21 protein-coding genes are annotated in these 23,890 nt (G+C 45.0%); 3 read left to right on the top strand and 18 right to left on the bottom strand.

Annotated features, from left to right (window positions below; translation table 11 throughout):
• Nucleotides 1–25: 25 nt before the first annotated feature.
• The 5 genes from L0659_RS25650 to L0659_RS25630 form a co-directional block, all read right to left on the bottom strand.
• The gene (locus tag L0659_RS25650) at nucleotides 26–667 is read right to left on the bottom strand and encodes an RNA polymerase sigma factor (protein ID WP_235129472.1); all 642 of its coding nucleotides are present in this window, start codon (nucleotides 665–667) and stop codon (nucleotides 26–28) included.
• Between the two features lie 137 nt (nucleotides 668–804).
• Nucleotides 805–1,701, bottom strand: a complete 897-nt coding sequence (locus L0659_RS25645; protein ID WP_235129471.1) for an Rpn family recombination-promoting nuclease/putative transposase — start codon at nucleotides 1,699–1,701, stop codon at nucleotides 805–807.
• 69 nt (nucleotides 1,702–1,770) lie between these two features.
• Nucleotides 1,771–2,844 (bottom strand): aminotransferase class V-fold PLP-dependent enzyme, encoded by a 1,074-nt coding sequence (locus tag L0659_RS25640; protein WP_235129470.1) that lies wholly within the window; start codon nucleotides 2,842–2,844, stop codon nucleotides 1,771–1,773.
• Between the two features lie 95 nt (nucleotides 2,845–2,939).
• Nucleotides 2,940–4,847, bottom strand: coding sequence for a phosphoglycerate dehydrogenase (gene serA / locus L0659_RS25635; RefSeq protein ID WP_235129469.1), 1,908 nt, complete (start codon nucleotides 4,845–4,847; stop codon nucleotides 2,940–2,942).
• A 109-nt stretch (nucleotides 4,848–4,956) separates the two neighbouring features.
• Nucleotides 4,957–5,928 (bottom strand): YheT family hydrolase, encoded by a 972-nt coding sequence (locus L0659_RS25630; protein ID WP_235129468.1) that lies wholly within the window; start codon nucleotides 5,926–5,928, stop codon nucleotides 4,957–4,959.
• A gap of 113 nt (nucleotides 5,929–6,041) precedes the next feature.
• Between L0659_RS25630 and L0659_RS25625 the strand changes: the two genes are divergently transcribed.
• Nucleotides 6,042–6,233, top strand: coding sequence for a cold-shock protein (locus L0659_RS25625; protein WP_026630672.1), 192 nt, complete (start codon nucleotides 6,042–6,044; stop codon nucleotides 6,231–6,233).
• 167 nt (nucleotides 6,234–6,400) lie between these two features.
• Here L0659_RS25625 and L0659_RS25620 read toward each other — a convergent pair whose 3' ends face one another.
• From L0659_RS25620 to L0659_RS25575, 10 genes are all read right to left on the bottom strand, one after another.
• Complete coding sequence (locus L0659_RS25620; protein ID WP_235129467.1) at nucleotides 6,401–7,717, bottom strand: DEAD/DEAH box helicase; 1,317 nt, start codon at nucleotides 7,715–7,717, stop codon at nucleotides 6,401–6,403.
• Nucleotides 7,718–7,767: 50 nt separating this feature from the next.
• Complete coding sequence (locus L0659_RS25615; protein WP_235129466.1) at nucleotides 7,768–8,148, bottom strand: co-chaperone GroES family protein; 381 nt, start codon at nucleotides 8,146–8,148, stop codon at nucleotides 7,768–7,770.
• 92 nt (nucleotides 8,149–8,240) lie between these two features.
• Nucleotides 8,241–9,701 carry an MBOAT family protein gene (locus L0659_RS25610; RefSeq protein WP_235129465.1) on the bottom strand — a complete coding sequence of 487 codons (1,461 nt, stop codon included), beginning with the start codon at nucleotides 9,699–9,701 and terminating at the stop codon, nucleotides 8,241–8,243.
• 4 nt (nucleotides 9,702–9,705) lie between these two features.
• Nucleotides 9,706–10,653, bottom strand: coding sequence for a glycosyltransferase family 2 protein (locus L0659_RS25605; RefSeq protein WP_235129464.1), 948 nt, complete (start codon nucleotides 10,651–10,653; stop codon nucleotides 9,706–9,708).
• 72 nt (nucleotides 10,654–10,725) lie between these two features.
• Nucleotides 10,726–12,390 (bottom strand): hypothetical protein, encoded by a 1,665-nt coding sequence (locus L0659_RS25600; RefSeq protein ID WP_235129463.1) that lies wholly within the window; start codon nucleotides 12,388–12,390, stop codon nucleotides 10,726–10,728.
• 22 nt (nucleotides 12,391–12,412) lie between these two features.
• Nucleotides 12,413–13,846 carry a DUF6056 family protein gene (locus tag L0659_RS25595; protein ID WP_235129462.1) on the bottom strand — a complete coding sequence of 478 codons (1,434 nt, stop codon included), beginning with the start codon at nucleotides 13,844–13,846 and terminating at the stop codon, nucleotides 12,413–12,415.
• Nucleotides 13,839–14,789 (bottom strand): glycosyltransferase family 2 protein, encoded by a 951-nt coding sequence (locus L0659_RS25590; RefSeq protein WP_235129461.1) that lies wholly within the window; start codon nucleotides 14,787–14,789, stop codon nucleotides 13,839–13,841. The genes L0659_RS25595 and L0659_RS25590 overlap by 8 nt, the downstream gene beginning before the upstream one ends.
• A 90-nt stretch (nucleotides 14,790–14,879) precedes the next feature.
• Nucleotides 14,880–15,794: a DMT family transporter gene (locus tag L0659_RS25585; protein ID WP_235129460.1), complete on the bottom strand. Its 915-nt coding sequence runs from the start codon at nucleotides 15,792–15,794 to the stop codon at nucleotides 14,880–14,882.
• A 3-nt stretch (nucleotides 15,795–15,797) separates the two neighbouring features.
• The gene (locus L0659_RS25580; protein WP_234614843.1) at nucleotides 15,798–16,874 is read right to left on the bottom strand and encodes an LptF/LptG family permease; all 1,077 of its coding nucleotides are present in this window, start codon (nucleotides 16,872–16,874) and stop codon (nucleotides 15,798–15,800) included.
• Nucleotides 16,875–16,893: 19 nt separating this feature from the next.
• Nucleotides 16,894–17,556: a metal-dependent transcriptional regulator gene (locus tag L0659_RS25575; protein WP_235129481.1), complete on the bottom strand. Its 663-nt coding sequence runs from the start codon at nucleotides 17,554–17,556 to the stop codon at nucleotides 16,894–16,896.
• A 154-nt stretch (nucleotides 17,557–17,710) separates the two neighbouring features.
• Between L0659_RS25575 and L0659_RS25570 the strand changes: the two genes are divergently transcribed.
• Both L0659_RS25570 and L0659_RS25565 read left to right on the top strand, forming a co-directional pair.
• Nucleotides 17,711–19,060 (top strand): Nramp family divalent metal transporter, encoded by a 1,350-nt coding sequence (locus tag L0659_RS25570; protein WP_235129459.1) that lies wholly within the window; start codon nucleotides 17,711–17,713, stop codon nucleotides 19,058–19,060.
• Nucleotides 19,061–19,243: 183 nt separating this feature from the next.
• Nucleotides 19,244–21,187 carry a KUP/HAK/KT family potassium transporter gene (locus tag L0659_RS25565; RefSeq protein ID WP_235129458.1) on the top strand — a complete coding sequence of 648 codons (1,944 nt, stop codon included), beginning with the start codon at nucleotides 19,244–19,246 and terminating at the stop codon, nucleotides 21,185–21,187.
• A 56-nt stretch (nucleotides 21,188–21,243) separates the two neighbouring features.
• On the opposite strand, the gene L0659_RS25560 is transcribed toward L0659_RS25565, so the two are convergent.
• From L0659_RS25560 to L0659_RS25550, 3 genes are read right to left on the bottom strand one after another with little or no spacing between them, the layout of a single operon-like run.
• Nucleotides 21,244–21,762: a phosphoribosyltransferase family protein gene (locus tag L0659_RS25560; RefSeq protein ID WP_235129457.1), complete on the bottom strand. Its 519-nt coding sequence runs from the start codon at nucleotides 21,760–21,762 to the stop codon at nucleotides 21,244–21,246.
• A 30-nt stretch (nucleotides 21,763–21,792) separates the two neighbouring features.
• Nucleotides 21,793–22,491 (bottom strand): glutamine amidotransferase-related protein, encoded by a 699-nt coding sequence (locus tag L0659_RS25555; RefSeq protein WP_235129456.1) that lies wholly within the window; start codon nucleotides 22,489–22,491, stop codon nucleotides 21,793–21,795.
• 6 nt (nucleotides 22,492–22,497) lie between these two features.
• Nucleotides 22,498–23,889: an aldehyde dehydrogenase family protein gene (locus L0659_RS25550; protein ID WP_235129455.1), complete on the bottom strand. Its 1,392-nt coding sequence runs from the start codon at nucleotides 23,887–23,889 to the stop codon at nucleotides 22,498–22,500.
• Nucleotide 23,890: the final 1 nt, after the last annotated feature.

Below are 23,890 nucleotides of genomic sequence, written 5' to 3'. Positions count from 1 at the left end.
AATCAAATTTTTTTACAAAAAAATTCTAAAAAAGACCTAACAAGCAGAAAATGAGACTAGAAATAAGAAGAATTCCCCGGTTATGACGGAGGGAAGTAAGGGCTTTATAAATAAAATTACGCACCGACTTTTCACTGACGCCCATAATTCCGGCTATTTCTTCAATGCTGAAATCATCGAAATAGCGTAGTGTTAGTGCTTCCACTTGTCGTCCGGGAAGTTGGGACATGAGGTTTTGCACTTGTTTTGCGCGTAGTGATGCGGACTCGATGTCGATAAGCGAAGTTTCGGAATTCCCCGTATTAGCCGGGGTTTCTGTGTCGTGCAACAATGTAATTTCTTCTGTAACGGGAAATTTGTCCCTGGCCAGATGGATGCGTCTGCGAAGGGCGCGGTAAAGGTAAAATTTGACAGATATTACATTGTCTGTGAGGTTGTTCCGTAGCCGCCAGATGTCAATAAAAACATCCTGAACAGCGTCTTCGACAATGGCTGAATTTTGGGATAGTTTGCTTCCGTAATTATAAAGCGTGCGGTGATATTTCTCAAAAATGACTGTAAACGCCTGCTCGTCTCCCTTCCGAATCCGTTGCCATAATTGCTGGTCCGTTTTTTCCCCTACTAAGGCATCAACATTGATCACCGCCAAGTCCGTTTTTACTAACAAGGCATAAAGCTAAATAATTATCTCTAAAATACTATTTGAAAGATTTTTTGGGCTGAACTTGCGTACAACCGCGAAGAATAAAAAAAGCGCAGGACCGGGTCGGCCTGCGCTATTAACTATGCTGTTTGATATATAAATTACATCCCTGCTTTCACTTCCTCAACGAAAGCCACAGGCACGCCTACTAATTCCGCGATTTCTTCCCGGCTGAACCGATTTGCATTCAGCAAATTTCTTGTAAATGTAATGTCCTTCTCCAAGCGCCCTTCCTCTTTCCCTTCCTCCTTCATAATGTAGAGTACTGCTTCATCAATGCCCATAGTCGTGTAAGTTTTATTTGTTAGATTACAAACCTCCTCACTATATGACGCAGCGAGAAAAGGATCTTTAAGTACAACATAAAATTTCAAAAATTTCATCAGCTTTGCAATTTTAGCCTTCGATATTTTCTCTTTAAGAAGCCTTCGGGCTAACTGTATTTTTAAGTCAAACAAATCCTTATCATCTAACTTTTTGCTTTTAAGCGCAATTTTGACGGTCATAACAATATGTGCGAATACATTGCCGCTCTCGGCCAGCTTCCTGTCGCATTGATCCAGAATTTTCAATGTATTAAATTTAAATCTAAGCGAAGTTCCGAGGAATGACTGTTCGAAACATTTCGGATAGTACGATTCATTGTCGTCCGTCAGGATCGCCAGCGCCGTCGTACGTTTGCGATATTTGTCCCAGATCCGATAATAGTAAGTGAACATTCTATCGGCGAAGTCTGGGTCCGTGTAGCCTTGCACTTCAATGTGCACTAATATCCATTCCTCCTGCCCTTCTTTGGTGTAGACTTTAACAAGCTTGTCCACAAACTTGCTTGTGTAATGATCGTCTTCTGGTGGAAAAAGCTGTTCCAGCTCTTTGTCCAGATATTCGAAATCTTTTGAAAAATCAAATACGTCGTCGGCTTCGGGGAAGAAGAAGCGTAAGAAATCTTCAAATGTGTCTTCCAGAATGGATTTCCAGAGAATGTCGTTTCTTTTCACAAAAATAGGGATGATAGGACATTGATACGTCCTTTCATCCCTATGGTCACTCCAATCGTAATTTTTATTTTAGATGTTCCCTAACTCATACACCAGTTTTTCAACTGCATCATACGAAGTTGCAGGGAAATTGGCAATTCGGAGCTGGGAGCCTTTAAATTCTCCATAACCGCTTCCGATCACCATTCCTTTTTCTTTGATCTTCTTGATAAGGTCCGCAGAAGAGGTTTCAACATTGGCAACAACCACCGTTTGAGAGCGGTTTTGCGCTTCTTTTACAAATGAAGAAAAACCACTCGTTTTCTCAATGAAATCATAAATCAGCGCTGCCTTTTGCTCCGTTGCTTTCCTGAGTTCCCCAACGCCGATTTTGTTAAAATCTTCTGCTATTTGACCTAACATATAAATCCCCATCACATTAGGCGTTGCGGGCGTTTCGTTGTTCAAAGCATTTTTCCAAAGCGTGGGCAGATCGTTATGAGCACCAATGGAATATTGATTCTTTATTTGCTTTGCCTTTTCCAAACACTTTTCGCTCACGATCCAAACTCCCAAACCAGCCGGAAGTCCGAAGGCTTTTTGTACTGAAAAGAATGCAGTATCAATTAAGTTATAGTCCAGGTCCGGATATGGCGCGGAAGATACGATATCGACGGCGATGAATTTATCGGGATTTTTTTGTTTCAGCTTATGGATCTCGCTGACAGGCATTTGCACGCCTGAACTTGTTTCGTTGTGCGTTACGCAGATCAATTCGGCATACTCAGGAACTTCGATCTCATCGGCGGTGAAACCTTCGCCCATTGGCTTTTCATATTTGTGCGCGTATTTGTTCAGTGCGGTCGAATATTCGCAAAATTTCTTTGAGAATGATCCATTAACAAGATGAAAACTTTCCAATTCAACACAGCTGAACAAAATGCGCTCCCACGCTTCAGATGCAGAGCCCAGGAACATAATGGCGTGTGTATCAGGAACATTCAACAAAATGCGCAACTGATCCACGGTAAATTTATGCAAGTCGCGATATTGCTGGCTGCGGTGCGAAATGGATCCCAGCTGGCCACTGACAAAACTTTGCAAATGCTGCTCAAATGTGGGATACAACTGAGCGGGGCCGGGGGTGAAATAGGTTAAAGACATTTATAAGTAATGACTGAATTTTGAATGACTGAATGACTGAATGAAAAGGCCGTTAATGACGGTCAGACCGACAGCTGAACTTACTTATTTCAACCTTAATACAGCATTCGGAACCGGATTGTCCCTTCGATATCTTTTACTTCCTGAATAAATTCCTCGGTATAGTCTTTTGCGATGTCCACAATTACATAACCGATGTGTTCATTGGTTTTCAAATACTGACCTGTGATGTTGATATTGTTTTTACCAAAAATATGGTTCAGCTTCGCCAGGATTCCAGGGACGTTTGCGTGAATGTGCAATAGCCTGTGCGAATCTTTCAGCTTCGGCAACTGGACTTCCGGGAAATTAACGCTTCCGTAAGAGCTTCCGTTGTTCATGAATTCCAGTAATTTGGAAGGAACAAAATGACCAATGTTCTCCTGGGCTTCCTCAGTGCTTCCACCAATGTGCGGCGTCAGAATGACATTAGGCAATCCTCTCAATTCACTTTCAAATATCTCGTCATTGGTTTTTGGCTCTTTTGGAAACACATCCACGCCAGCGCCTGCTACTTTCCCGCTTTTCACCGCATCTGCCAGCGCCTGAATGTCAACCACGTGACCGCGTGACAAATTCAGGAATATAACGCCGTTTTTCATCAGGTCAAATTCACGCTTGCCGATCAGGTTTGTATTTTCCTTTCGGCCATCCACGTGCATGCTGATCACCTCGGAGATCGCTAAAAGCTCTTCTAATGTGTTCACTTTTCTTGCATTACCAAGCGATAATTTCTCAACGGAATCGTAGAAATATACTTCCATTCCAAGCGCTTCGGCCACAACAGAAAGCTGGGTTCCGATGCTTCCGTAACCCACCATTCCTAATTTCTTGCCGCGCACTTCGAAACTTCCGTTTGCAGATTTATCCCAAATTCCCTGATGCAGCTGATTGCTTTTGCCGACGATGTTCCGGATCAGCATAATCATCTCACCCACAGCAAGTTCCACAACAGAACGCGTGTTGCTATACGGAGCATTGAAAACCGCAATTCCTTTTTTAGCTGCCTCTTCCAGATCGATTTGATTGGTTCCAATGCAAAATGCACCAATCGCCATCAAACGGTTTGCATTGTCCAGAACACGCTTGGTAATATTGGTTTTAGAGCGGATTCCGATAATCGAAACGTCCTTAATGCGCTCGCAAAGCTCATCTTCGTCCAATGCGCCTTTCACAAACTCAACATTAAATCCTTGCTCTTCAAATGCACGAAGCGCGGCAGGATGCACATTTTCCAGCAAAAGAACTTTGATCCTACTTTTCGGGTAAGACTGGCTTCTGCTCATTTTATTATCATATAGAAAGTCATCAAATGACGTCGCAATGTGATCTGCAACGGCCATCACGCGTGGACGTTCAACGTTTTCCGTGAAAGCGTAAAAACGGCTCGCTAATCCCGATGCCTTTAATTCATAATCTGTATAACCGTCCCCAATGGCATAAACGTCGCCCGTCAGGTTCAGTGAGGAAAGCAATTTTATTTTTCCACCATCTGTCGACAGCACATTTTCTTCATCCACCCCGGTAATGTTGCCATCCTCGTCAAAAAGGAATTCATTGGCATAAACATGATTGGCATGAATGCCCATTTCTGTTGCTACCGGCACAATAAACTCCTTAAAACCACTCGAAACAATAAATATATGATCCGCATTTTCAGTCAGAAACTGCCTGTTACGCTGAAACGAATCCGAGATTTTTGTCCTCAAAAAAGTCACCAGTTCCTGAATATGAGAACGATTGGCCTTTAAAAGTCCGATCCGCTGGCGGAGCCCGTCAGCAAACGACATTTCGCCATTCATGCCCTTATTCGTCAGGTCTGCTATCTTCTGAACAACCTGATCACGTTCTGGATGGCCATTTAAGGCAATCGCTGCCAATTCGTCAAGCCCTTCCACTTTCGTAAAAGTGCTGTCAAAATCAATGATAATGTACGGTGATGGATTAAGTGTTAATGTGGACATGAAAAGGGAAATAACTGAATATTAATCGGTTAAATAGAATTGGCGTTACCAGCCCCAAAATTACGAATCTCAAACATATCACACTAACAAAATAACAGCTGAATCAGTTTTATCGTGAAAGAAACTCCAATGCACGCTCTTCCGACCAGTAAACGCCATTTTTCACCCTCGCCGGCCTGAAACCGCAATGCCCGCCGTCCGGGGTTGCGACCAGGCAAACATATGCATGTGCTTTCATTTCTTCCAGCGGCAGACTTTTAATAGGCACGATCGGATCGTTTTTTGCATTGATAACCATTGTTGGAACGGATACATCCTTGATAAAGAACTTTGAACTGCATTGTTCATAATAATGGTCGGCCCCATCGAATCCATGCAAGGGTGCTGTGAAAATATGGTCGAAATCATAAAGTGTCCGCACATGCTTTTGATCACTTATATTGATCCTATCCGGAAAAAATGCGGCCTTAGCATTCACTTTTGGTTTTAATGTATTTAAAAAACGGTGCATGTAAACGCTATTCCTGGGTTCTGTGATCGACAGGCTGCAAGCGCGAAGGTCCATAGGGACACTGAAAACCAATGCGTTTTTAATCTTTGGATTCAAAGTAAGACCCGCTTCCCCAAGATATTTAAGCGTAAGATTTCCTCCTAAACTAAACCCAAGTAAATGGATCTGCTCATAATCCTTACTTAATGCGTTTTGAACAACCAGATCAAGATCCTCCGTTGCGCCGCTGTGATAGAACCTGGCCGTTTTGTTCATTTCTCCGCCGCATCCGCGAAAATTCCAGGCAAGGCAATCAAACCCATGTCGGCTCAACAGTTTCACCATGCCCAAAATATACTGCCTAGTACTGTTGCCTTCGAGGCCGTGAGAAAGGATCACCAACTTCCTTGATCCCGGGCTTTTTGCGTAAGACCAATCCAAATCCAGAAAATCTTCATCAGGAGTTACAATTCTTTCGCGGTGGTAAAATACACCTTTAATGGTGCGAAAAAGAGCAGGGTAAATACTCTGAAAATGGCCGTTTGGGAGCCAGTAGGGGGATATTCTGGATGCGGTTTCAATCAAAGGCATGCAACAAAGATTATTGAATAAACTAGATTAATTCTAAGCGTTTTTTAATTTTTATCTTGTTTATAGATATTTTCTGTATACATTTGGTTTTTAAAAATATAAGATCAATACTAATGGCAGAAGGTACAGTAAAGTTTTTCAATGACTCCAAAGGATTTGGATTCATCCAACCATCAACTGGTGAGAAGGACATTTTCGTTCACGTTTCAGGTCTTCAAGACGACATCCGTGAGAATGACAAAGTGTCTTACGACGTAGAAAATGGAAAAAAAGGTCTAAACGCTGTTAACGTTCGCGTTATCTAAGTTTAGTCATAATAAGACATTTCGAAAGCATGCTGTACTGCATGCTTTTTTTATGCCCTTTCGGTTTACTTCTTCGCATTCATTGCCTCATGCGCTTTGTGTATCTCAGCATTCTGCGGCTCCAAACGCATCATTGCAAGTACTTAACGCATATATAAAACAGATGGCTATCTGGCGATTTCTATTTTATATTTCTTCCCTTTCATCTTTTCAGCAGCAATCAGTTGGAGCATTGCTTTTGCTTTTCCACGCTTCACGGCTGCAAATGATATGTTATCCTTCACCTCTATCAGGCCAAGATCCTGCTTTTCTAATTGACCTTTTTGCAAAAGAAAACCGACAATGTCCATTTTATTAAGCTTGCTTTTCTTGCCCCCGCTAATGTAAACCGTAACCCAATCCGAAACCGGCGGAGCAGCCAATTTTGCGGGAAGATCAAGGACTTTCGGGCGACTCGTGATGTAATCGGGTAACTTATCTTCTCTATCCATCAAAATATACGCCGTTCCCTCAGCCAGCATACGCGCCGTGCGACCGTTCCTGTGCGTGAATTCGTCGCCTTTCATGGGCAATTCGAAGTGGATCACGTGCTTCATGTCGGGAATGTCAAGCCCGCGGGCGGCCAGATCGGTGGCCGCAAGAAAAAGCACCGAACCGTTGCGGAAGCGGATTAACGTTCGTTCGCGCTCTTCCTGTTCGAGCTTGCCGTGGAAAAATGCGCAGTCGATGCCTTCCTCTTTCAAAACTGCGCTGATGCGTTCAACCGAATCTCGCTGGTTACAGAAGATCAATGTTGATTCAGCCCCCAAAAAGCTCAGCAACTTGATCAGCGTCGTCAGTTTGTCTTTTTCAGCCAAAACCTGAACCACGGTCAGTCCTGCACTTTTGTTTGTATTTGTTACAAAATCAACTGTAACGGGCGCCTTAATGCTTGTAAATGAGGGGATCTTCGTGGTTGTAGCGGAAACCAAAACCTTCTTTTTTACATTCCTCAGATTCCGAACGATCTCTGACATTTCTTCCTGGAAACCGAGTTCCAGGGATTTGTCAAACTCATCCAAAATGAGCGTAGAAATGTGTCTGCCGGTAAAGGAATTTCTGCGAATATGATCCAGAATACGGCCTGGCGTCCCTACGATCAATGCGGGCGCTTCCACAAGGCTGCGGATCTCAGTTTGCATATCATGACCGCCATAGCAGCATGTGACTTTAAATCCGGTTGACATTTTTTTCCAAACCTGCTCGATTTGTAGCGCAAGTTCCCGCGTGGGAACGATAACCATGCATTGCACATGTTCGGATTCCGGCTTCAATATGGACGCAACCGGAAGTAAAAAAGCGAGCGTCTTTCCCGAGCCCGTGGGCGCGAGGAGCACCACTTCGCTATTCTGCTGAATGGCCTCGTTGGCCTCCTGCTGCATTTCGTTTAGCTCGGTAATGCCCAGGCCAGCGAGATTTTTTGTTGTATTTTCCGGATTTGTCATAGCCAAAGTTAAAAATTAGCCCCGGACTGAAATCCAGGGCAAGTGGTTGTTTAGTCGTACAAATCTTCGGAGCGTTCCAGCATTAAAATAGATGCCTGGGGAACGATGACGTATTTTTGGCCGTCGTATTCAAGGTCAATGGCGTTGCGCTGCAGATAAATGGCTAAGTCGCCTTCCTTCGATTGTAATGGCATGTATTTTACCTTTTCCTCGGTCTCTTTCCAGGGCTCGTCTTCGGCAGCAACCGGAATCGGATAACCCGGTCCTACTTTAATCACGTAACCACTCTGCACTTGCTCACTTTCCGTCACCGTCGGTGGCAGATAAAGGCCACTGTTTGTGCGGTCACTCGGACTTTTAGGGCGGATCAGAACGCGGTCGCCCACTACGATAAGACTTCTTAACTTGTTGTCGGCTGTTACTTCGTACATTTTATTAAAACTTTAAACTAAAAGGACATTAATCATCCCTCCCAAATCTGGTAACAAAAATTTAAGCGCAAATGTTTATCCAATTCTCTTCCCTAAAACTGAAAATAAATGAACTGGTTTTCAGTAATAACGCCTAAAAAGTAAGTCAGGAAGGCAATGGTGGGGAATAATATGAAAAATAAGGCCGTGTTGCGCGTCGGGATTTTTTCGAAGTAATGTTCTTTCCAAAGCAAAAACCCGATCAGGAATACAGAAAACCACATTTCGACGTGATTGAACGGGCTCAATATTTTATCAGATAAAGATAGATTTCCTATTTTTTCAAAAATCACCATCGATCGGCTCAGGGAATTTCGGAAAAATATCCAGGCTAATGTTACCAAGGCAAAGGTTAGCAGCACATTAACCGTCCTAATGAAGAAATTATCAGGGATTTGAATATTTGCCCGTTTAAAAAACTCGTCCCGCAGCAGTGCCGTAATCTGGTAAAATCCATGCAACGCACCCCAGATCACAAAGCTCCAACTTGTGCCGTGCCATAACCCGCTGACCATGAACACAATCATCAGGTTACGGAACTTGATAAGCTCTCCCCGCCGGTTTCCTCCCAAGGGAATGTACAGGTAATCCCTGAACCACGTGGAAAGCGAAATGTGCCATCTTCCCCAGAATTCCGGGATGGATCTGGACTCATAGGGCGACCGGAAATTGTCCATTAATGTGAAACCCATCACCCGCGCGGCGCCTATGGCAATGTCGGAATAGCCGGAAAAGTCGCAATAAATTTGAAATGAATAAAAGGCTGTGGCAGTGAGTAATGTTAGTCCGTTATGGTCTGACGCCGGATCGTATGCATAATCCACGAAGACGGAAAGCCGATCTGCGATCACCATTTTCTTAAAAAACCCGAAGGCCATTTGCATTAACCCTGACTTCACCAGCTCAAAATCATATTTGAAATACGAATGGAACTGAAAAAGCATGTTCTGCGGGCGCTCAATGGGCCCGGCGACCAGCTGCGGGTAAAACATGACATACAATGCGTAAACACCAAAATGCCGCTCGGCGGTTTGATTGCCGCGATAGACTTCAATGGTGTAACTCATGGCCTGGAACGTGTGAAACGACAAACCGATCGGAAGCAGAATTTTGCCTTCACCAGTCGTCATCCATTCGGCTATGCGGCTGGGAACGAGCCTTGTTAATGCCGGAACTGCGGGCCGCAGATCAAAACTGGCGAGCACGCTGTTGATGGAATCCTGTAAAAAATCGTAGTATTTGAAGAATGCGAGAATGCCAATGTTAGATATTAAACTAATGATCAGCAGCAGTTTCTTTCGCTTTTGATCATTCGATTGCTCAATCCAAATGCCTGCATAATAGTCGATCACGATGGTTCCGAAGAGGATCAGAATGAAGATCGGCTTGAAAACCATGTAAAAGTAGCAACTGGCTGCCAACAGAAGCATCCAGCGCCCACGCCACGACAGGCTGAAATAGGCCAGCGTAACGACGATAAAGAAAATAATGAATTGTATATCGGTAAACAGCATCAGCTCAAATGTACTCTCGGTTGACTATCTCCTCTTTAATAATAAACAAAGGGCGATTTTTGGACTGAAAAAATATGCGGAGAACGTATTCCCCAATGATGCCCAGCGCCAGTAACTGCACGCCGCTGAACAGGATAATTACAAATAATAAAGACGTAAAACCCTCTATAACCTGGGCAAAGAACATCTTTTTGACCACAACAACTATGAAATAAAACAAAGAAATCAGGATGGCAATGACGCCTACCCGGCTCATGAATTTGATTGGAAATTCACTGAAATTGAAAATTCCGTTGTAGGCCAGCTGGAATAATTGCTTGAAAGAATATTTGGATTCTCCCGCGGCCCTTGCATCCCTTTCATACTCAAAACCAACCTGTTTGAACCCGATCCAGGAACGCATTCCCCTCAGATAACGGCTTTCTTCGGGCATTTTATTCAGGACATCTACAACCCGACGGCTGATCAATGCGAAGTCGCCGCTGTCCAGCGGGATTTCGACATATGAAATAGAGCGCAAAATGCGATAGAACAAATGATAGCCCATTTTCTTCACAAAACCTTCCTTACGCTTCTTGCGGACCGCGTAGACCACATCATTCCCTTCTTTCAATAATTTATAAAAATCAGGAAGCAATTCGGGTGGATCTTGCAAATCACCGTCGATCACGAAAAGGGCTTCGCTGCCCCGCGCTGCGGCTATGCCGGCTGTTAATGCGAGTTGGTGGCCGTGATTTCTGGATAAAAATACACCATGATAACGCTCGTCTGTAAGTGCAAGCTGCCTGATTTTGAGTGCTGTATCATCTTTACTTCCATCATCGATGAGCACAACTTCGATAGCAAGCGGACTGGAATCCATCAATGCATTGATTCGCTGAATGAGCATCGGAAATGACTCGGACTCATTATAAAGCGGGGCGACAATGGATATCTGAGGGATTTGAGACATTCTTCTGTTTGGCTATTTGACCTACGGCGGCAAAAATACACCTTTCAGCGCATTATCAAGTGCCCGAATGATTTATGGGATTGTAATTTTTCTAAGAATACCGCCCTGCGACTTTCCGTTTTCAATGTGAATGATGCCCAAATCATAGGATCCGGGTTTGAGCGAAGTGAGTGGGATTGCGGTGTCGGCACCTTTGTCGTACTGCTTGAAAATATTCCTCCCCGAGTATGCTTGCGGAGTCATTTTGAAGAAATAAAGCTGCTTAGCGTCCCTGACAAAGGCATAATGACCATTGTTACGGTTGAGCCACATGCTGCTTTGCGGATCGTGGATATACAAAATGCTGTCTCGCGTTGAAATCACGATGCCTTCTTCTGCCGAAACAGGATTTTGCATCTTGCCAATTTCTGCCGCCAGCTTTTCCGGTGCATCGGGATAATTAAAAACATCCCAGCTTACCATCTGCTTCATCATCGTATCCACATAAAAAGCACTTTTTGAAAACGGCACATGACCGAGCCCAAATGCATTGTGCTCCTGGTTGTAACCATTGACTGTCAGGTATTTATTCCTTTCTGCAATAACCGGCAGATAACCGTAAATGGAAAATCCCCAAATGATCACGCTTGTTGTTAAAGCAAATTGGAAAATCCATTCCTGGATTTGTTTTCCTTTCACAGTATTAATGAACGAAAGATAAGCCACAGTCAAAAACAGCGCGGGATACATTTTATAATTGCTGACAATCATTACAAAAAATCCGAAACGCGGCCTTAGTAAGCCGATAATCAACGCATTAACCAACAAAAATGTCAATATGCCCAGCAGAAACATATCCTGGTTTTTCTTGTCGATGGAAGTTTCCGGGCTGGTATAACGAGTATTTTTCGGCCAGTTGAATGTGCGGGTAAGCCAAGGAAGAAACTGTTTATATAACCATATCGCCACCCAGATCGTAACCAGGAAGCCCATCAAAACCGGCAATGCAGAACGGACAACAATGGTTTTTTCAGGAAAGAAATCAAACAAGCCTCCTAAAAACGCGAAGAAACCTAAAACCGATAAATGCGGATATTTGGCAAAGAATTCCATGCTGGACTCATTGCCCTGCGCCGACATTCCGTAAAAATAAAGTCCTACGGCAATCGCGCCTGCCAATAGCCAGATCGTGAGTTGCTTATAATTGGATCTTAAAAGAAGTATCATCACTCCTGCAGGCCACACGAAAATCCCGTTACTCATCGCATAAGTTGCACACACAGCCGCCAAAACCGCCCAGCCAAACCTGCTTCTTGACAAAAGAAACATAGAAAGGCTGATAAAAAACACGACCGGCTGATGCTGCAAGCTGCAAATCGCCCAGAGGAAAACGAGATGATATTGTAACTGGAAAAGCAAAAATGGGACTGGCAAAAAATACCACCAGTTGATCTTGGTTTTCGCAAAAGAGAGCCAGAAGATCCTTAATGTCCCAAGCGTGAAGCAAGCGCCTGCAATGTGCAGGAAAGTGAAGTTTAAATGCCCGGTGACCCAGTAATAAGCCAGCGTTACGAGCTTTCCGATCACCATACGGTGCTCGTTATTGGGCTGGAAAAGCAATGTTAACCTGCCCAAAAAAGACGGATCGGTGATCCACTTTCGCAGGAAATCAGGAAATGGGTCGAAATCGTCGTACCAGGGCAGGTTGACGGAATAATATAAGATGACAAATACCCAAAGCACCACGGGCAGTGTCATTGCGGCACTTATGGCCAACTTTTTACTGCTGTTCACCTTGCGAATCTTTCATGATAATAACTTTCCTGCCGAAATACCCGGCCATGCATTTGTTCCACCAATGATCGGGATTGTCCTTGATGTCGTCGTCCACAAAAATCGAAAATGGCTTGGAATGGATCGGTGGCAGATAAACTGTGCTTTCTTTCGAATTTTTCAACATGTCATAGCGCGCATACATTTCTTTATCAAATGCTGCCGCTTTGCCGTGAATCAAATCCGAATACATTAAACGGACATTGGCACTGCGATAGAACGAAAGGCTTATAGAAATGATCAGAACGGCATAAAGTATGCCATAGCGAACCACCGAGAATTGAAATTGATTGGTTTTGCTTTTTTTGAAATAATGAAAAACCACACCAATCACATAAAACCAGCCAATCAGGAAAAAGAAGTAAACGCAGTTGATCACCCGCGGCGTAGGCTCAATTCCTACTCCATAATAAGAAGGGAAAAGTTGCGCAGAAAGCACGCCAATGAATAAAAGCACCGCATACCAAACCGGGATGGAAAAATAATTCCTTGCTCCGGCCGAAAGCCTGGAAAGCACCACAAGCCATGCTAACGAAAAGAAAATCAGCGGCGTACGGAATATCCAGTCGAAGCTCAGCAAGGCCAATTTTTTGAATGAAGAAATGACCGAAAAAGGAACATTACCCCCCAAAGGATTGCCGCCGATGCGCGCCTGGTTGCCCGGAGAGCTGAAATACAAGTAACAGGAAATTGCGCAGACAGCGAGCATTGCAATCATAAAACCATCCACTTTCCTGTGAAAAAGAATCCGGTAAACCCACCAAGCGCCGATGAGCAGAACAATGATCAGCAGGTTCGTTTCGCTGCTTCCGACGATAGCAAAAACCAGGAATCCGGCCAAACTGCTTAAAAGGATCTTCGCCGTTTGTGTGTCCTGGCGATACCAGCGCAGCACAAGCACAATCCAGAGTAATGTAAAGATGTTTGGAATCGTGTAAGTTACAAATGCCGCCATCCAGTAAAATGCCTCGGACATGCTGGCGATTTTGAGGATATATAAGAAGAAAACAACCCCGGCAAATCCTAAATGCGCCATTCGTGATAATGTTGGCGTCAGGTGCCGGAAAAGGCTATAAAGTGCGAAAACCACGCCCGAAAGCAGGATAACCGGTAAAATTTTGAAACCATTGATCCAGTGAAAAAGGAGCGGATTGGAATGGTTCAGAAAAATCCCGAAATAACGGCCCGTCCAGCCGGAATAGTAATAATTCATGGCTTCGAGCCAGCCGAATTTGAAAACTGTATCGATGTAACAGTAATCGTCGGCCGGGGAAGGGTGATTGAAATATGAGAGCGCGAATAACGGAGCCAGGACTGTGACCATTAATAAAATGTTGATCCAGTTGCCTACGATCCGATATTTTCGATAAAATCTATTCATTTAAAGTTTTTTCAATAATGTAACGAGGACGGCCTTTTACTTCTTCGTAAATCTTGCCAATGTACTCTCCTATCAACCCCAGCGCCATCATATTGGAACCACTGAAAAACGTGAGCGGCAGCATGGTGGAAGTCCAGCCGGGAACGGTGTAACCGACCAGATAGGAGAAAAGAATATAAGCCACAATGATCATTGCGACCAAAAAATTGAAAACGCCGAAATATAAAACCAGGCGCATCGGGAATGTAGAAAACGACGTGATTCCATTCCATGCGAAAAGCAGCATTTTGCTCAGCGGATATTTCGTTTCCCCGGCTTCACGTTCCAATCGGTTATAGTAAACCTTATCATTACGGAAACCCACCAGCGGCACAATGCCACGCAGAAACATATTAATCTCCTTGAAGTTGCCCAACTCCTGCAAAACCCGGCGGTCCATTAACCGGAAATCGGCATGGTTGAAGACAACCGGAACGCCCATTTTTTGCATTAATACATAAAAACTTTCCGCAGTAACGCGCTTGAACCAGCTGTCGGAACTTCTGTCGCCTCTTACGCCGTAAACCACCATTGCGCCGTCGCGGTGCTTTTCGACCATGGCTGCAATCGCGTTCATGTCGTCCTGCAAGTCGGCATCGATGGTGATGAAGCAGTCGAAGTTGTCGATGTTCTTTTCCAGACCGGCCATAATAGCACTTTGGTGGCCGAAATTACGGGATAGTCCTACGCCGATAATGTTGGGATCCTGCTGGCAAAGGGTTTCTATAATGTTCCAGGTTTTGTCGCGGCTTCCGTCATTGACAAAACAAATGCGGCTGTCTGCTGTGATAAGTCCCTGCTGTTTAAGCGAGTTGTAGTAAACGCTCAGTTTGGAATAGGTCAGATGCAATATCGCCTCTTCGTTGTAGCATGGAATTACCAGTAGTAAACGCGCTGGATTCATAGAACACCTTTTGATTAAGTCGACAAAAATAGCAGTAATAAGTTAATATGCTCTTTTTATCGGTTGAGTCTTCGCATTCGGGTGCGTGGATTATTTCCTGACTTCCCCGCCTTTTTTACCTAAAACCGTATTAATCAGCAGCGGGTAAAGCAACACGGCGAGTAATATGAGCAATGTGCCCATGTAAAATTCAGAAGTCATCCGCTCCTTCTCGCCAAAAAAGAAAAAAGCCAGCGCAATGCCGTAAACCGGTTCGAGATTAATGGTCAGATTGATGAGATAGGCTGAAAACTGCTTCATCAGCTGCGTGGCCATGGTGCTGGCGTAAACCGTGCATATGAAAGCCAGGAATAATATCCAGATCCAATCTTTCGCAACCGGAATGTAAGGTTCGCCATTTGACCAGCGCTGCCATTCGAATATCATTACAAAAAACAATGAGAAAACCGTTGCGCCGATCATTTCGTAAAATGTAATGATGTAAGCGTCAATGCGTTGCACAAGCCTGCTGTTGGCAACGGTAAACATTGCGGCTAGTAATGCGGAAGCCAGCGCGAGTGCTAAGCCCAGGGCATGGTCAAATTCAAATTTAAAAACCACATATAAACCAGCAAACGCCAGAATCCCCAACCCTACTTCGAGCGGCCGGACGCTTCTTTTGTTGACCAGTGGTTCAATTAGACTCGTCCATAGCGATGTGGTGGCCATTCCTGCCAAACAGACCGATGCGGTAGAAACACGGGCCGACGCGAAAAACAACATCCAATGTGCGGATAGGATGAAACCCACAGCCAGCATTCGGATAATGTCCCTGCTATCCGCTTTGAATTGCTTTTTCTTGAAAAATATTATCGCGCCCAAGCCCATCGCTGCAAACAATGTCCTGTAAAAAACCAGCGAAACCGGCGAAATGGTGACCATAAGACCGACAATGGCCGTAAAACCCCAGATCAGGACCAGAAAATGAAGATGCAGATACGAACGCAGCGCCGTGGGTGAGAACATGATTTAACGGGGCAATGTTTTATACAAAATCAGCCCTATGCATGAAAAAACAATGTTGGGCAGCCAAACCGCAAACAATGTGTTGATCGTGCCGGCCTCGGCCACGCCTTTTGACAACAGGAAAAATAATATGTAAATAAACGCCAGCATAAACCCGAGTGCAATTTGCCAGCCAACGCCACGTCGGCTTTTTCTGGCAGATACAATCACGCCAATCGCCGTAAGGATCAGGATGGCGAAAGGTTGGGTAAACCGAATGTATTTTTCTATTAAATAAACTTCCAGACCATCCGCGCCGCGACTTTTCAAAAGATCAATGTACGCATTCAGCTCGGGTAATGTGAATGTTTCAAAAAGGTTATAATCGCTTTCAAAATCTTTGGGGGATAAATTGATCGTTGTATCTATTTCTGCGCCCGCACGCAGCTTTTCTCCCAAACTGTCCAATGTCCGCACCTGGTAATTCTGTAATGTCCATTTTCCTTTTTTGGGCTGCCAGACGATTTTATCCGCATAGAATTTCTGCAAAAGCACATTGCCCTTGATCGTTTCCATCGTGAACTTATTGCCCGTTTTGGTCATCGTATTATAGCTTTCCAGATACGCATACACGTCCGGGGCAATGGTTATGTGCACATTATGACCGCTGAAATAAAATTCCTGCTTCACATATGTCTTCTCAAAACTGTTACGGACCTTATTGGCTTTTGGCAAAATCCACCCGACCTGAATGAATGTAAGAAATCCTAGAACCGTCGCGCCGACCATATACGGCAAAAGCATACGGCCAAAGCTGATCCCGCTGCTGAGCATCGCAATGATCTCCGTGCGGGCCGCAATTCTCGAAGTGAAGAAAACGGTGGCAATAAAAACCATCAGCGGACTGATGTAATTGATCCAGTATGGAATGAGATTGAAGTAATAATCAATGATAATCTCGTTCAGCGGCGCTTTTTTGTCGAGAAAGTCGTCCACTTTTTCCGTGTAATCGATCATGCAAATAATCAGCACGATCACGAATGCGACGAAAACGTAGGTTATCAGGAAATTTTTGATCAGGTAACGATCGAGTATTTTCAATCTCATGGCTGGGGAAGTCTCATCGGCGCTGGACCAGTAAATTTTTGGACACCTCGAGACTGATAAACAACGTCTGACCGCCGTTTATTTGTACAGAAGCTGATTTATCATATTCATTAATTTCCTTCACTTCTATCACAGCACCCAGCGTAATGCCCGACCTGTCCAGATGTTGCAAAAAAGAAGGCGCATGATCCAGGACACCCATCATTAACACCTTTTCGCCAACCTGAATGTCTGTCAGAATGGTATAATCCGGCTCCGTCAGATTTCCCTTTGCATCCGGAATGGGATCGCCATGCGGATCAAATCTGGGATGTCCCAGGAATGTGTCCAGCTTCTCTACCAGGATCTCAGATGGGATATGTTCCAATTCTTCCGCAATGTCGTGCACCTCGTCCCAGCCAAATCCCAGTTTCTCAACCAAAAAAACTTCCCACAGCCGATGCTTACGGATCACTTTGATCGCGACCTTTTCGCCGCTGTCGGTAAGCCTTACGCCCTGGTATTTTTTGTAATGGATTAATCCTTTATCCGCCAGTTTCCGTAACATATCTGTCACTGAAGCCGCACGTGTGGATGTGCTTTCTGCCAGCGCATTCGTGCTTACCTCCACGCCCTCGCGGCCGGAAAGTGAGTGAATGATCTTTAAATAATTTTCTTCTGTGAAGGAGTTTTGCATTGAAGTCATCACCAAGGCATTAATCTTGATATAAACAAAAGTACGACTTACTAATCGGAAAATAAAAAATTTAGACTACCCTAAAAATATATTTACAAAAACTTTTATCTTTGTTTTTAGTAAACTAAATTGTTTATTACAACTGCTTTAAAAAATGATTGATAGTTTGAAAATCAAAGAACCCTCACGTGATATAACACCCGGTGAAGGTGGAAGGCTGGCTTCTTTATCGGAGGTGCATTCGTCCATAGCAGTTCCGGAAGGGGCAGGATTTTGGCGGAAATTAATGGCTTTTACGGGACCCGGACTAATGGTTGCCGTGGGATACATTGACCCGGGAAACTGGGCGACAGATATCGAAGGCGGATCGCGATTTGGCTACACATTGCTGTCTGTGATCCTGATTTCCAACCTGTTTGCCATGCTGTTGCAGCATCTTTCACTTAAACTGGGCATCGCGTCGGGACGTGACCTGGCACAAGCCTGCCGCGATTACTATTCCAGGCCGGTTTCCTTTGTTCTTTGGATACTTTCTGAAATTGCCATTGCCGCAACGGACCTTGCGGAAGTGATCGGTTCGGCCATTGCGTTGAACCTGCTTTTTGGCCTTCCATTGCCTGTGGGCGTGGTTTTTACAGCGCTTGATGTGCTTTTGGTCCTTTATTTTCAACAAAAAGGTTTCCGGATTATTGAAAGCATTGTAGCCGGTTTAATGGGCATTATCCTGCTCAGCTTTATCTATGAAATGATCGTTTCGCAGCCTTCCATAGCCGGAATTGTGGACGGTTTGATCCCAAAAACACAAATCGTAACCGATTCGGCAATGCTTTATATTGCGATAGGGATTTTGGGCGCAACTGTGATGCCACATAATCTTTACCTGCATTCCAGCATTGTCCAGACAAGGGCATACAACAGGAATGATGAAGGCAAAAAATCGGCCATACGCTTCGCAACCATCGATTCTACGGTCTCCCTGGCACTTGCATTCTTCATTAACGCCTCCATTTTAATCCTCGCAGCAACCGCATTTCACGCGAACGGACACTTTGAAATTGCAGACATAACGGACGCATATCACCTGCTGGATCCGGTTTTGGGCGTCGGCCTGGCCGGGATATTTTTCGCATTGGCCCTGCTTGCATCCGGACAAAGTTCCACGTTGACAGGCACACTGGCCGGGCAGATCGTAATGGAAGGATTCCTGAACATTCGTCTCAAACCTTGGTTGCGCAGGCTCATTACCAGAGGTATTGCCATTATTCCTGCCTTAATCGTTTCGTCTTTATATGGGGAAAAAGGAACGGCGGATCTGCTGGTTTTCAGCCAGGTGATTTTGTCGTTGCAACTAAGCTTTGCAGTGGTACCGCTGGTGTTCTTTACGTCCAGCAGTAAGATCATGGGACGCTTTGCCAACTCCAAATTTTTGACCGTTCTGGCCTGTGTAATTACCCTGATTATAATCAGTTTGAACCTCTTTTTACTCTGGAAAACCTTCTCCTGAACTGCAAACTTTAACTTAGTTTAACAAAGTCGATGCCGCTCTAAACCACAACTTCCGGCCCGAAACACATTTATTGGCGTATACGTTCGGAAAGAAGTGTCTGATTGAAAATTAATTTTATCCATGTAAGAACCTATTTGCATGCGGTTTCCTAACTTTCGCCGTTTTTTCGACCTGAAGTGAATGGAATCAAAGCATAAATTGAATAAGGTTACGGCAGCCGGCGTACTGGTTGCTTTTGGGATTATTTACGGCGATATCGGCACTTCGCCCCTGTACGTAATGCAGGCGATCATCCTGAATGAGATCATTACCGAAGAGATCATTTATGGCGCCATTTCCTGTATTTTCTGGACACTTACATTACAGACAACCGTCAAATACGTAATCCTGATCCTCCGGGCTGACAACAAAGGAGAAGGCGGGATTTTCGCCCTCTACGCGCTCGTCCGGAAGCATGCCAAATGGCTCACCGTTCCGGCGGTTATCGGCGGAAGCACGCTCCTCGCGGACGGGATCATTACCCCACCCATTTCGGTTTCCTCCGCCGTCGAAGGTTTACAACTCATTTATCCCAACATTCAGACTGTCCCAATTGTAATCGGCATTCTGACCTTAATATTCGTCATTCAAGCATTTGGAACCAAGGTTGTTGGCCGCGCATTCGGGCCGATCATGATCACCTGGTTTGTGATGCTTGGCGTTCTGGGGCTATTTCAGATCCTCGAACACCCAGAAATATTAAAAGCCCTTAATCCTGTTTTCGGCTATGATTTAATCACTAAGCATCCCGGCGGTTTCTGGATCCTTGGCGCTGTTTTTCTTTGTACAACGGGAGCAGAAGCATTGTATTCCGATCTGGGACATTGCGGTCGCGAGAACATTCGGGTGAGCTGGGTTTTTGTAAAAATATGCTTGTTACTCAACTATTTCGGCCAGGGCGCTTGGCTGCTTTCTGAAATGGGCAATCTGCTGGAAGCGCGCAAACCGTTTTATGAAATCATGCCTGAATGGTGGTTGCTTCCCGGCGTTGTGATCGCGACATTAGCCGCCATCATCGCCAGCCAGGCGGTTATAACAGGCTCATTTACATTAATTTCCGAAGCAATCCGCTTGAATTTCTGGCCTAAGGTAAGGTTGATCTATCCAAGTGATCAAAAAGGGCAATTGTATGTGCCGAGTATCAACTGGCTGCTCTGGCTGGGCTGCTGTGGTGTGGTGTTGTATTTTGGAAAATCATCCAATATGGAAGCGGCCTATGGTCTGGCGATTACGCTGACGATGATCATGACGACCATTTTGTTCTCGTATTATTTATATATGAAACGGGTTAACCTATGGATAGTGATCGCCTTTATGCTTTTCTATTTGTGCATTGAAGGCATGTTCCTGGGTGCTAACCTGCTGAAATTCACTCACGGAGGCTGGTTTACAATCCTGATAGGAACGGTCGTTGCCGGTTTGATGACCGTTTGGCTCAAAGCATTCTACATTAAGCTGCGTTTGACGGAATACACCAAATTGGAGAAATATTTACCTGCGCTGCACGAACTCAGCCGCGACATTAGTATTCCAAAATATACGACACATTTGGTCTTCATGACCAATGCTTCCCGGGCTACGGAGATCGAAACGAAAGTCATTTATTCTATCTTCCAAAAACGGCCCAAACGTGCTGACGTTTACTGGTTTATCCACGTGGACATTACCGATGATCCGTACACAATGGAGTACAAGGTGTTATCCGATGACGACAATAATGATAATGTGATCAAGATTAATTTCCGGCTTGGGTTCCGGGTGGATCAGCGGATCAATATGTTCTTCCGAAAAGTGGTGGAGGATATGGTGATGAACAAGGAAGTTGACATTACCAGCCGTTACGAATCACTTAGCAGACAGAACATTACGGGTGATTTTCGCTTTGTCGTTTTGGAAAGGTTCCTGTCATTTGAAAACGACCTTCCGTTATTTGAACAGCTGGTAATGAAGACCTATTTCTTTGTAAAAGACTTTACTACGGCAGAAGATAAATGGTTTGGATTGGACAGCAGCTCGGTGAAAGTCGAAAAAGTGCCGTTAATTATCAGGCCCGTTGAGAATGTAAAGCTGCGCCGCGTCTTTTAAGTTTTATGGGAAGCCTTTCCAAGTCTGTTGGCTCGGAAAGGCTTATTTATAAAATTCTATTTTAGATAAACACCTTCTTCCTCGGCACGGCTCAAAACCACTTCCACATGCTCAGTAAGCGTTGTGCTTAATGCATAACCAACATAATCGGCGTGAATAGGGAATTTATGGTGGCTTCTGTCCACCACGACCGCGACCTGCACTTTTTTCATACTCACTTTCAAAAAAGGTTCCAGAGCAAAAGCCAATGTCCGGCCCGTGTTCAGCACGTCGTCCGCAATGATAATGACCTGGTTTTCAATCTGAATATCCTGGTCAAAAATTACGGGGCTCTGGAAGTGAATGTGTTTGTCGAACCGGAGCTCCACCAGTTCAACATTCAGCGGCGAAATGTCTGCGAGCTCGGCAACAAGTCTTTTAGCAAACGCGTAACCTTCGCCTGCTATGCCTGCGATGATGATGCTGGTTTCTTCAAAATTATGCTCATATATTTCAAACGCGATCCTGCGGATCTTCTGGCTCGTTTGAAGCGGACTTAATATCTGGCGTTTCTTTGAAATTGTACTGTCGGTCATTGGGTGAGCTGAATGCTTGTTGGGATAAAATTAAGAAGAGAAGTTCTTTATCCAATGCGCAAACATGATTTCCTGCGTCGGCAATTCCAGACTGGCAATGCCCAGTTCCACCTTCTTTTCACCAATCCGCTCCACACGAAGCTCCATTAATGCCCGATCATATTCTTTGGGAAACTCAGGATGCGCCTGGATTCCCAGCATGCGCTCGCCAACGCGGAACATGGCATGCGGGCAATCGGGCGTTTCGGCCAGCAATGTTGCATCAGGCGGCAATTGCACCACCTGATCCTGGCACATCATTAACAAATTGAATGCGTCTGTAAACGGCTGCATCCAGCTTTCCCGGGCGGTCAATTGAAAACGGTGAACGCCCACGCACCAGCCAGCCGGTGATTTCTCCACTTTACCGCCTAATGCTTCGCCCAACATTTGATGACCAAAACAAACGCCTATAAAGATTTTTTCCGACTGATAAATCGTTGCTACAAACTCTTTTAGCCTGCCAATCCAATCCTCCTGATCATAAACCGAGCTTTTGGAACCCGTGCAAATGTAAATGTCGCACTCATCCACGGAAGTTGGCAAATGACCATTACAAACATCATAAAATTGAAAATCCCAGTCAGGCGCCACGTTTGAAAACATTGCCGGAAACATATCCCGGTAATCGCCGGCAATGTGCCGCAGCTCGTCCCGAACATGATCGCATTCCAATAATCCGACTTTCATGGGAAGCTAAGCGTTTATTTTAAAGTGAAATGATTTCGGGCGGGTTAATGCTTCGTAGCCAACCGTCGAAAGCGTGCACCCTCGCCCGGAATTTTTGACACCCGTCCATGCCAACGCAGGGTCCAGATAATCGCAACGGTTCATGAACCAGGTCCCGGTTTCCACCTGCTCCCCTATCGCCAAGGCAGCATCCATATCCGAAGTCCAGATGGAAGCAGTAAGCCCGTACTGACTGTCATTCATCAATTGAATGGCTTCCTCGTCGCTTTCAACAGGCATTATGCCTACCACCGGCGCGAATGTTTCTTCGGTCATCACATCCATATCATGGTTCACATTGATCAGAACCTGCGGGGCGAAATAAGGCGTTCCGGATTGATGGGCAGGAAACAGTTTCGGGTCAATTAACGCCTCAGCTCCCTGCGCAATGGCTTCTTCCACTTGCTTTTGCGCAAATTCCGCCGCTGATGTGCGGACCATCGGCCCGAGCGTTGTTTCGGCGTTGGTTGGATCTCCTAATGTGTAAGTCTTGGTCAATGCAGCAAAATCTGTAACAAACTGATCATAAACATCCTTATGCACATAAATCCGCTCGATCCCGCAGCACGATTGCCCCGAATTGAAGAACGAACCATCCACCAGATTTTCGACCGCGTCCGCCAGATCAGCATCCGCGCGCACGTAGGCAGGATCTTTGCCGCCCAATTCCAATCCGCCAATGATGAAACGCTCATTAATCGCTTTCTGCACGGCATGACCGCCTTCTACGGAGCCTGTAAATGCCACATAATCAATGCGATTATCCACAATCACCTGGGCAACTTGCTCGTGACTTAAATGTAAATATTGAAAAACACCATCCGGCAAACCTGCATATGCAAATGCAGCCGCGTAGCGTTCGGCGCAAAGCGGCGTTTGTTGTGCATGCTTCAAAATCACAGCATTACCGGCCATAATCGCCGGAATCACGGAATTGACAGAGGTCAAATAAGGATAATTCCATGGCGCAACCACGAAAACAACGCCTAATGGATCCCTTCTGATAAATCTTTTAAACCCTGCAATTTGCTCGACTTCCACATCCGCCAATGCTTTTGAAGCAATGGAAATCATATAGTTAGCACGTTCCTGAAACCCTTTTCTAATCTCATTGGCCGTATAACGAATCGGCCGGCCCATTTGCCAGGTCAATTCCAGGCCTATTTCATCTGCATTATTCAGGAAATACTCAACAGCTTTCCTGCAAATTGCTTCCCGCTCTCCTATTGAAGTTTTGCGCCATTCCTTCTGAGCGGCCAGAGCCTTTACCAATGCTATTTCGACGTCCTGTGGCTCGGCCAAAGTGCGTTCAACGTACACAGAGCCATCAATCGGGCTTATTGTTTTTTGAGTTGCCATA

This window comes from Dyadobacter sp. CY347, assembly GCF_021502655.1.
GTDB lineage: Bacteria > Bacteroidota > Bacteroidia > Cytophagales > Spirosomataceae > Dyadobacter.
This window is presented reverse-complemented; position numbering and strand designations above follow the sequence as displayed.

Excerpts from the sequence above, each read along its gene's own strand:
- L0659_RS25585 (WP_235129460.1), bottom strand. The coding sequence starts at position 15,794 with ATGTTCTCACCCACGGCGCTGCGTTCGTATCTGCATCTTCATTTTCTG.
- serA (WP_235129469.1), bottom strand. The coding sequence starts at position 4,847 with ATGTCCACATTAACACTTAATCCATCACCGTACATTATCATTGATTTT.
- L0659_RS25595 (WP_235129462.1), bottom strand. The coding sequence starts at position 13,846 with ATGAATAGATTTTATCGAAAATATCGGATCGTAGGCAACTGGATCAAC.
- L0659_RS25605 (WP_235129464.1), bottom strand. The coding sequence starts at position 10,653 with ATGTCTCAAATCCCTCAGATATCCATTGTCGCCCCGCTTTATAATGAG.
- L0659_RS25565 (WP_235129458.1), top strand. The coding sequence starts at position 19,244 with ATGGAATCAAAGCATAAATTGAATAAGGTTACGGCAGCCGGCGTACTG.
- L0659_RS25630 (WP_235129468.1), bottom strand. The coding sequence starts at position 5,928 with ATGCCTTTGATTGAAACCGCATCCAGAATATCCCCCTACTGGCTCCCA.
- L0659_RS25620 (WP_235129467.1), bottom strand. The coding sequence starts at position 7,717 with ATGACAAATCCGGAAAATACAACAAAAAATCTCGCTGGCCTGGGCATT.
- L0659_RS25590 (WP_235129461.1), bottom strand. The coding sequence starts at position 14,789 with ATGAATCCAGCGCGTTTACTACTGGTAATTCCATGCTACAACGAAGAG.
- L0659_RS25560 (WP_235129457.1), bottom strand. The coding sequence starts at position 21,762 with ATGACCGACAGTACAATTTCAAAGAAACGCCAGATATTAAGTCCGCTT.
- L0659_RS25575 (WP_235129481.1), bottom strand. The coding sequence starts at position 17,556 with ATGCAAAACTCCTTCACAGAAGAAAATTATTTAAAGATCATTCACTCA.
- L0659_RS25615 (WP_235129466.1), bottom strand. The coding sequence starts at position 8,148 with ATGTACGAAGTAACAGCCGACAACAAGTTAAGAAGTCTTATCGTAGTG.
- L0659_RS25625 (WP_026630672.1), top strand. The coding sequence starts at position 6,042 with ATGGCAGAAGGTACAGTAAAGTTTTTCAATGACTCCAAAGGATTTGGA.
- L0659_RS25600 (WP_235129463.1), bottom strand. The coding sequence starts at position 12,390 with ATGACACTGCCCGTGGTGCTTTGGGTATTTGTCATCTTATATTATTCC.
- L0659_RS25640 (WP_235129470.1), bottom strand. The coding sequence starts at position 2,844 with ATGTCTTTAACCTATTTCACCCCCGGCCCCGCTCAGTTGTATCCCACA.
- L0659_RS25555 (WP_235129456.1), bottom strand. The coding sequence starts at position 22,491 with ATGAAAGTCGGATTATTGGAATGCGATCATGTTCGGGACGAGCTGCGG.
- L0659_RS25570 (WP_235129459.1), top strand. The coding sequence starts at position 17,711 with ATGATTGATAGTTTGAAAATCAAAGAACCCTCACGTGATATAACACCC.
- L0659_RS25550 (WP_235129455.1), bottom strand. The coding sequence starts at position 23,889 with ATGGCAACTCAAAAAACAATAAGCCCGATTGATGGCTCTGTGTACGTT.
- L0659_RS25610 (WP_235129465.1), bottom strand. The coding sequence starts at position 9,701 with ATGCTGTTTACCGATATACAATTCATTATTTTCTTTATCGTCGTTACG.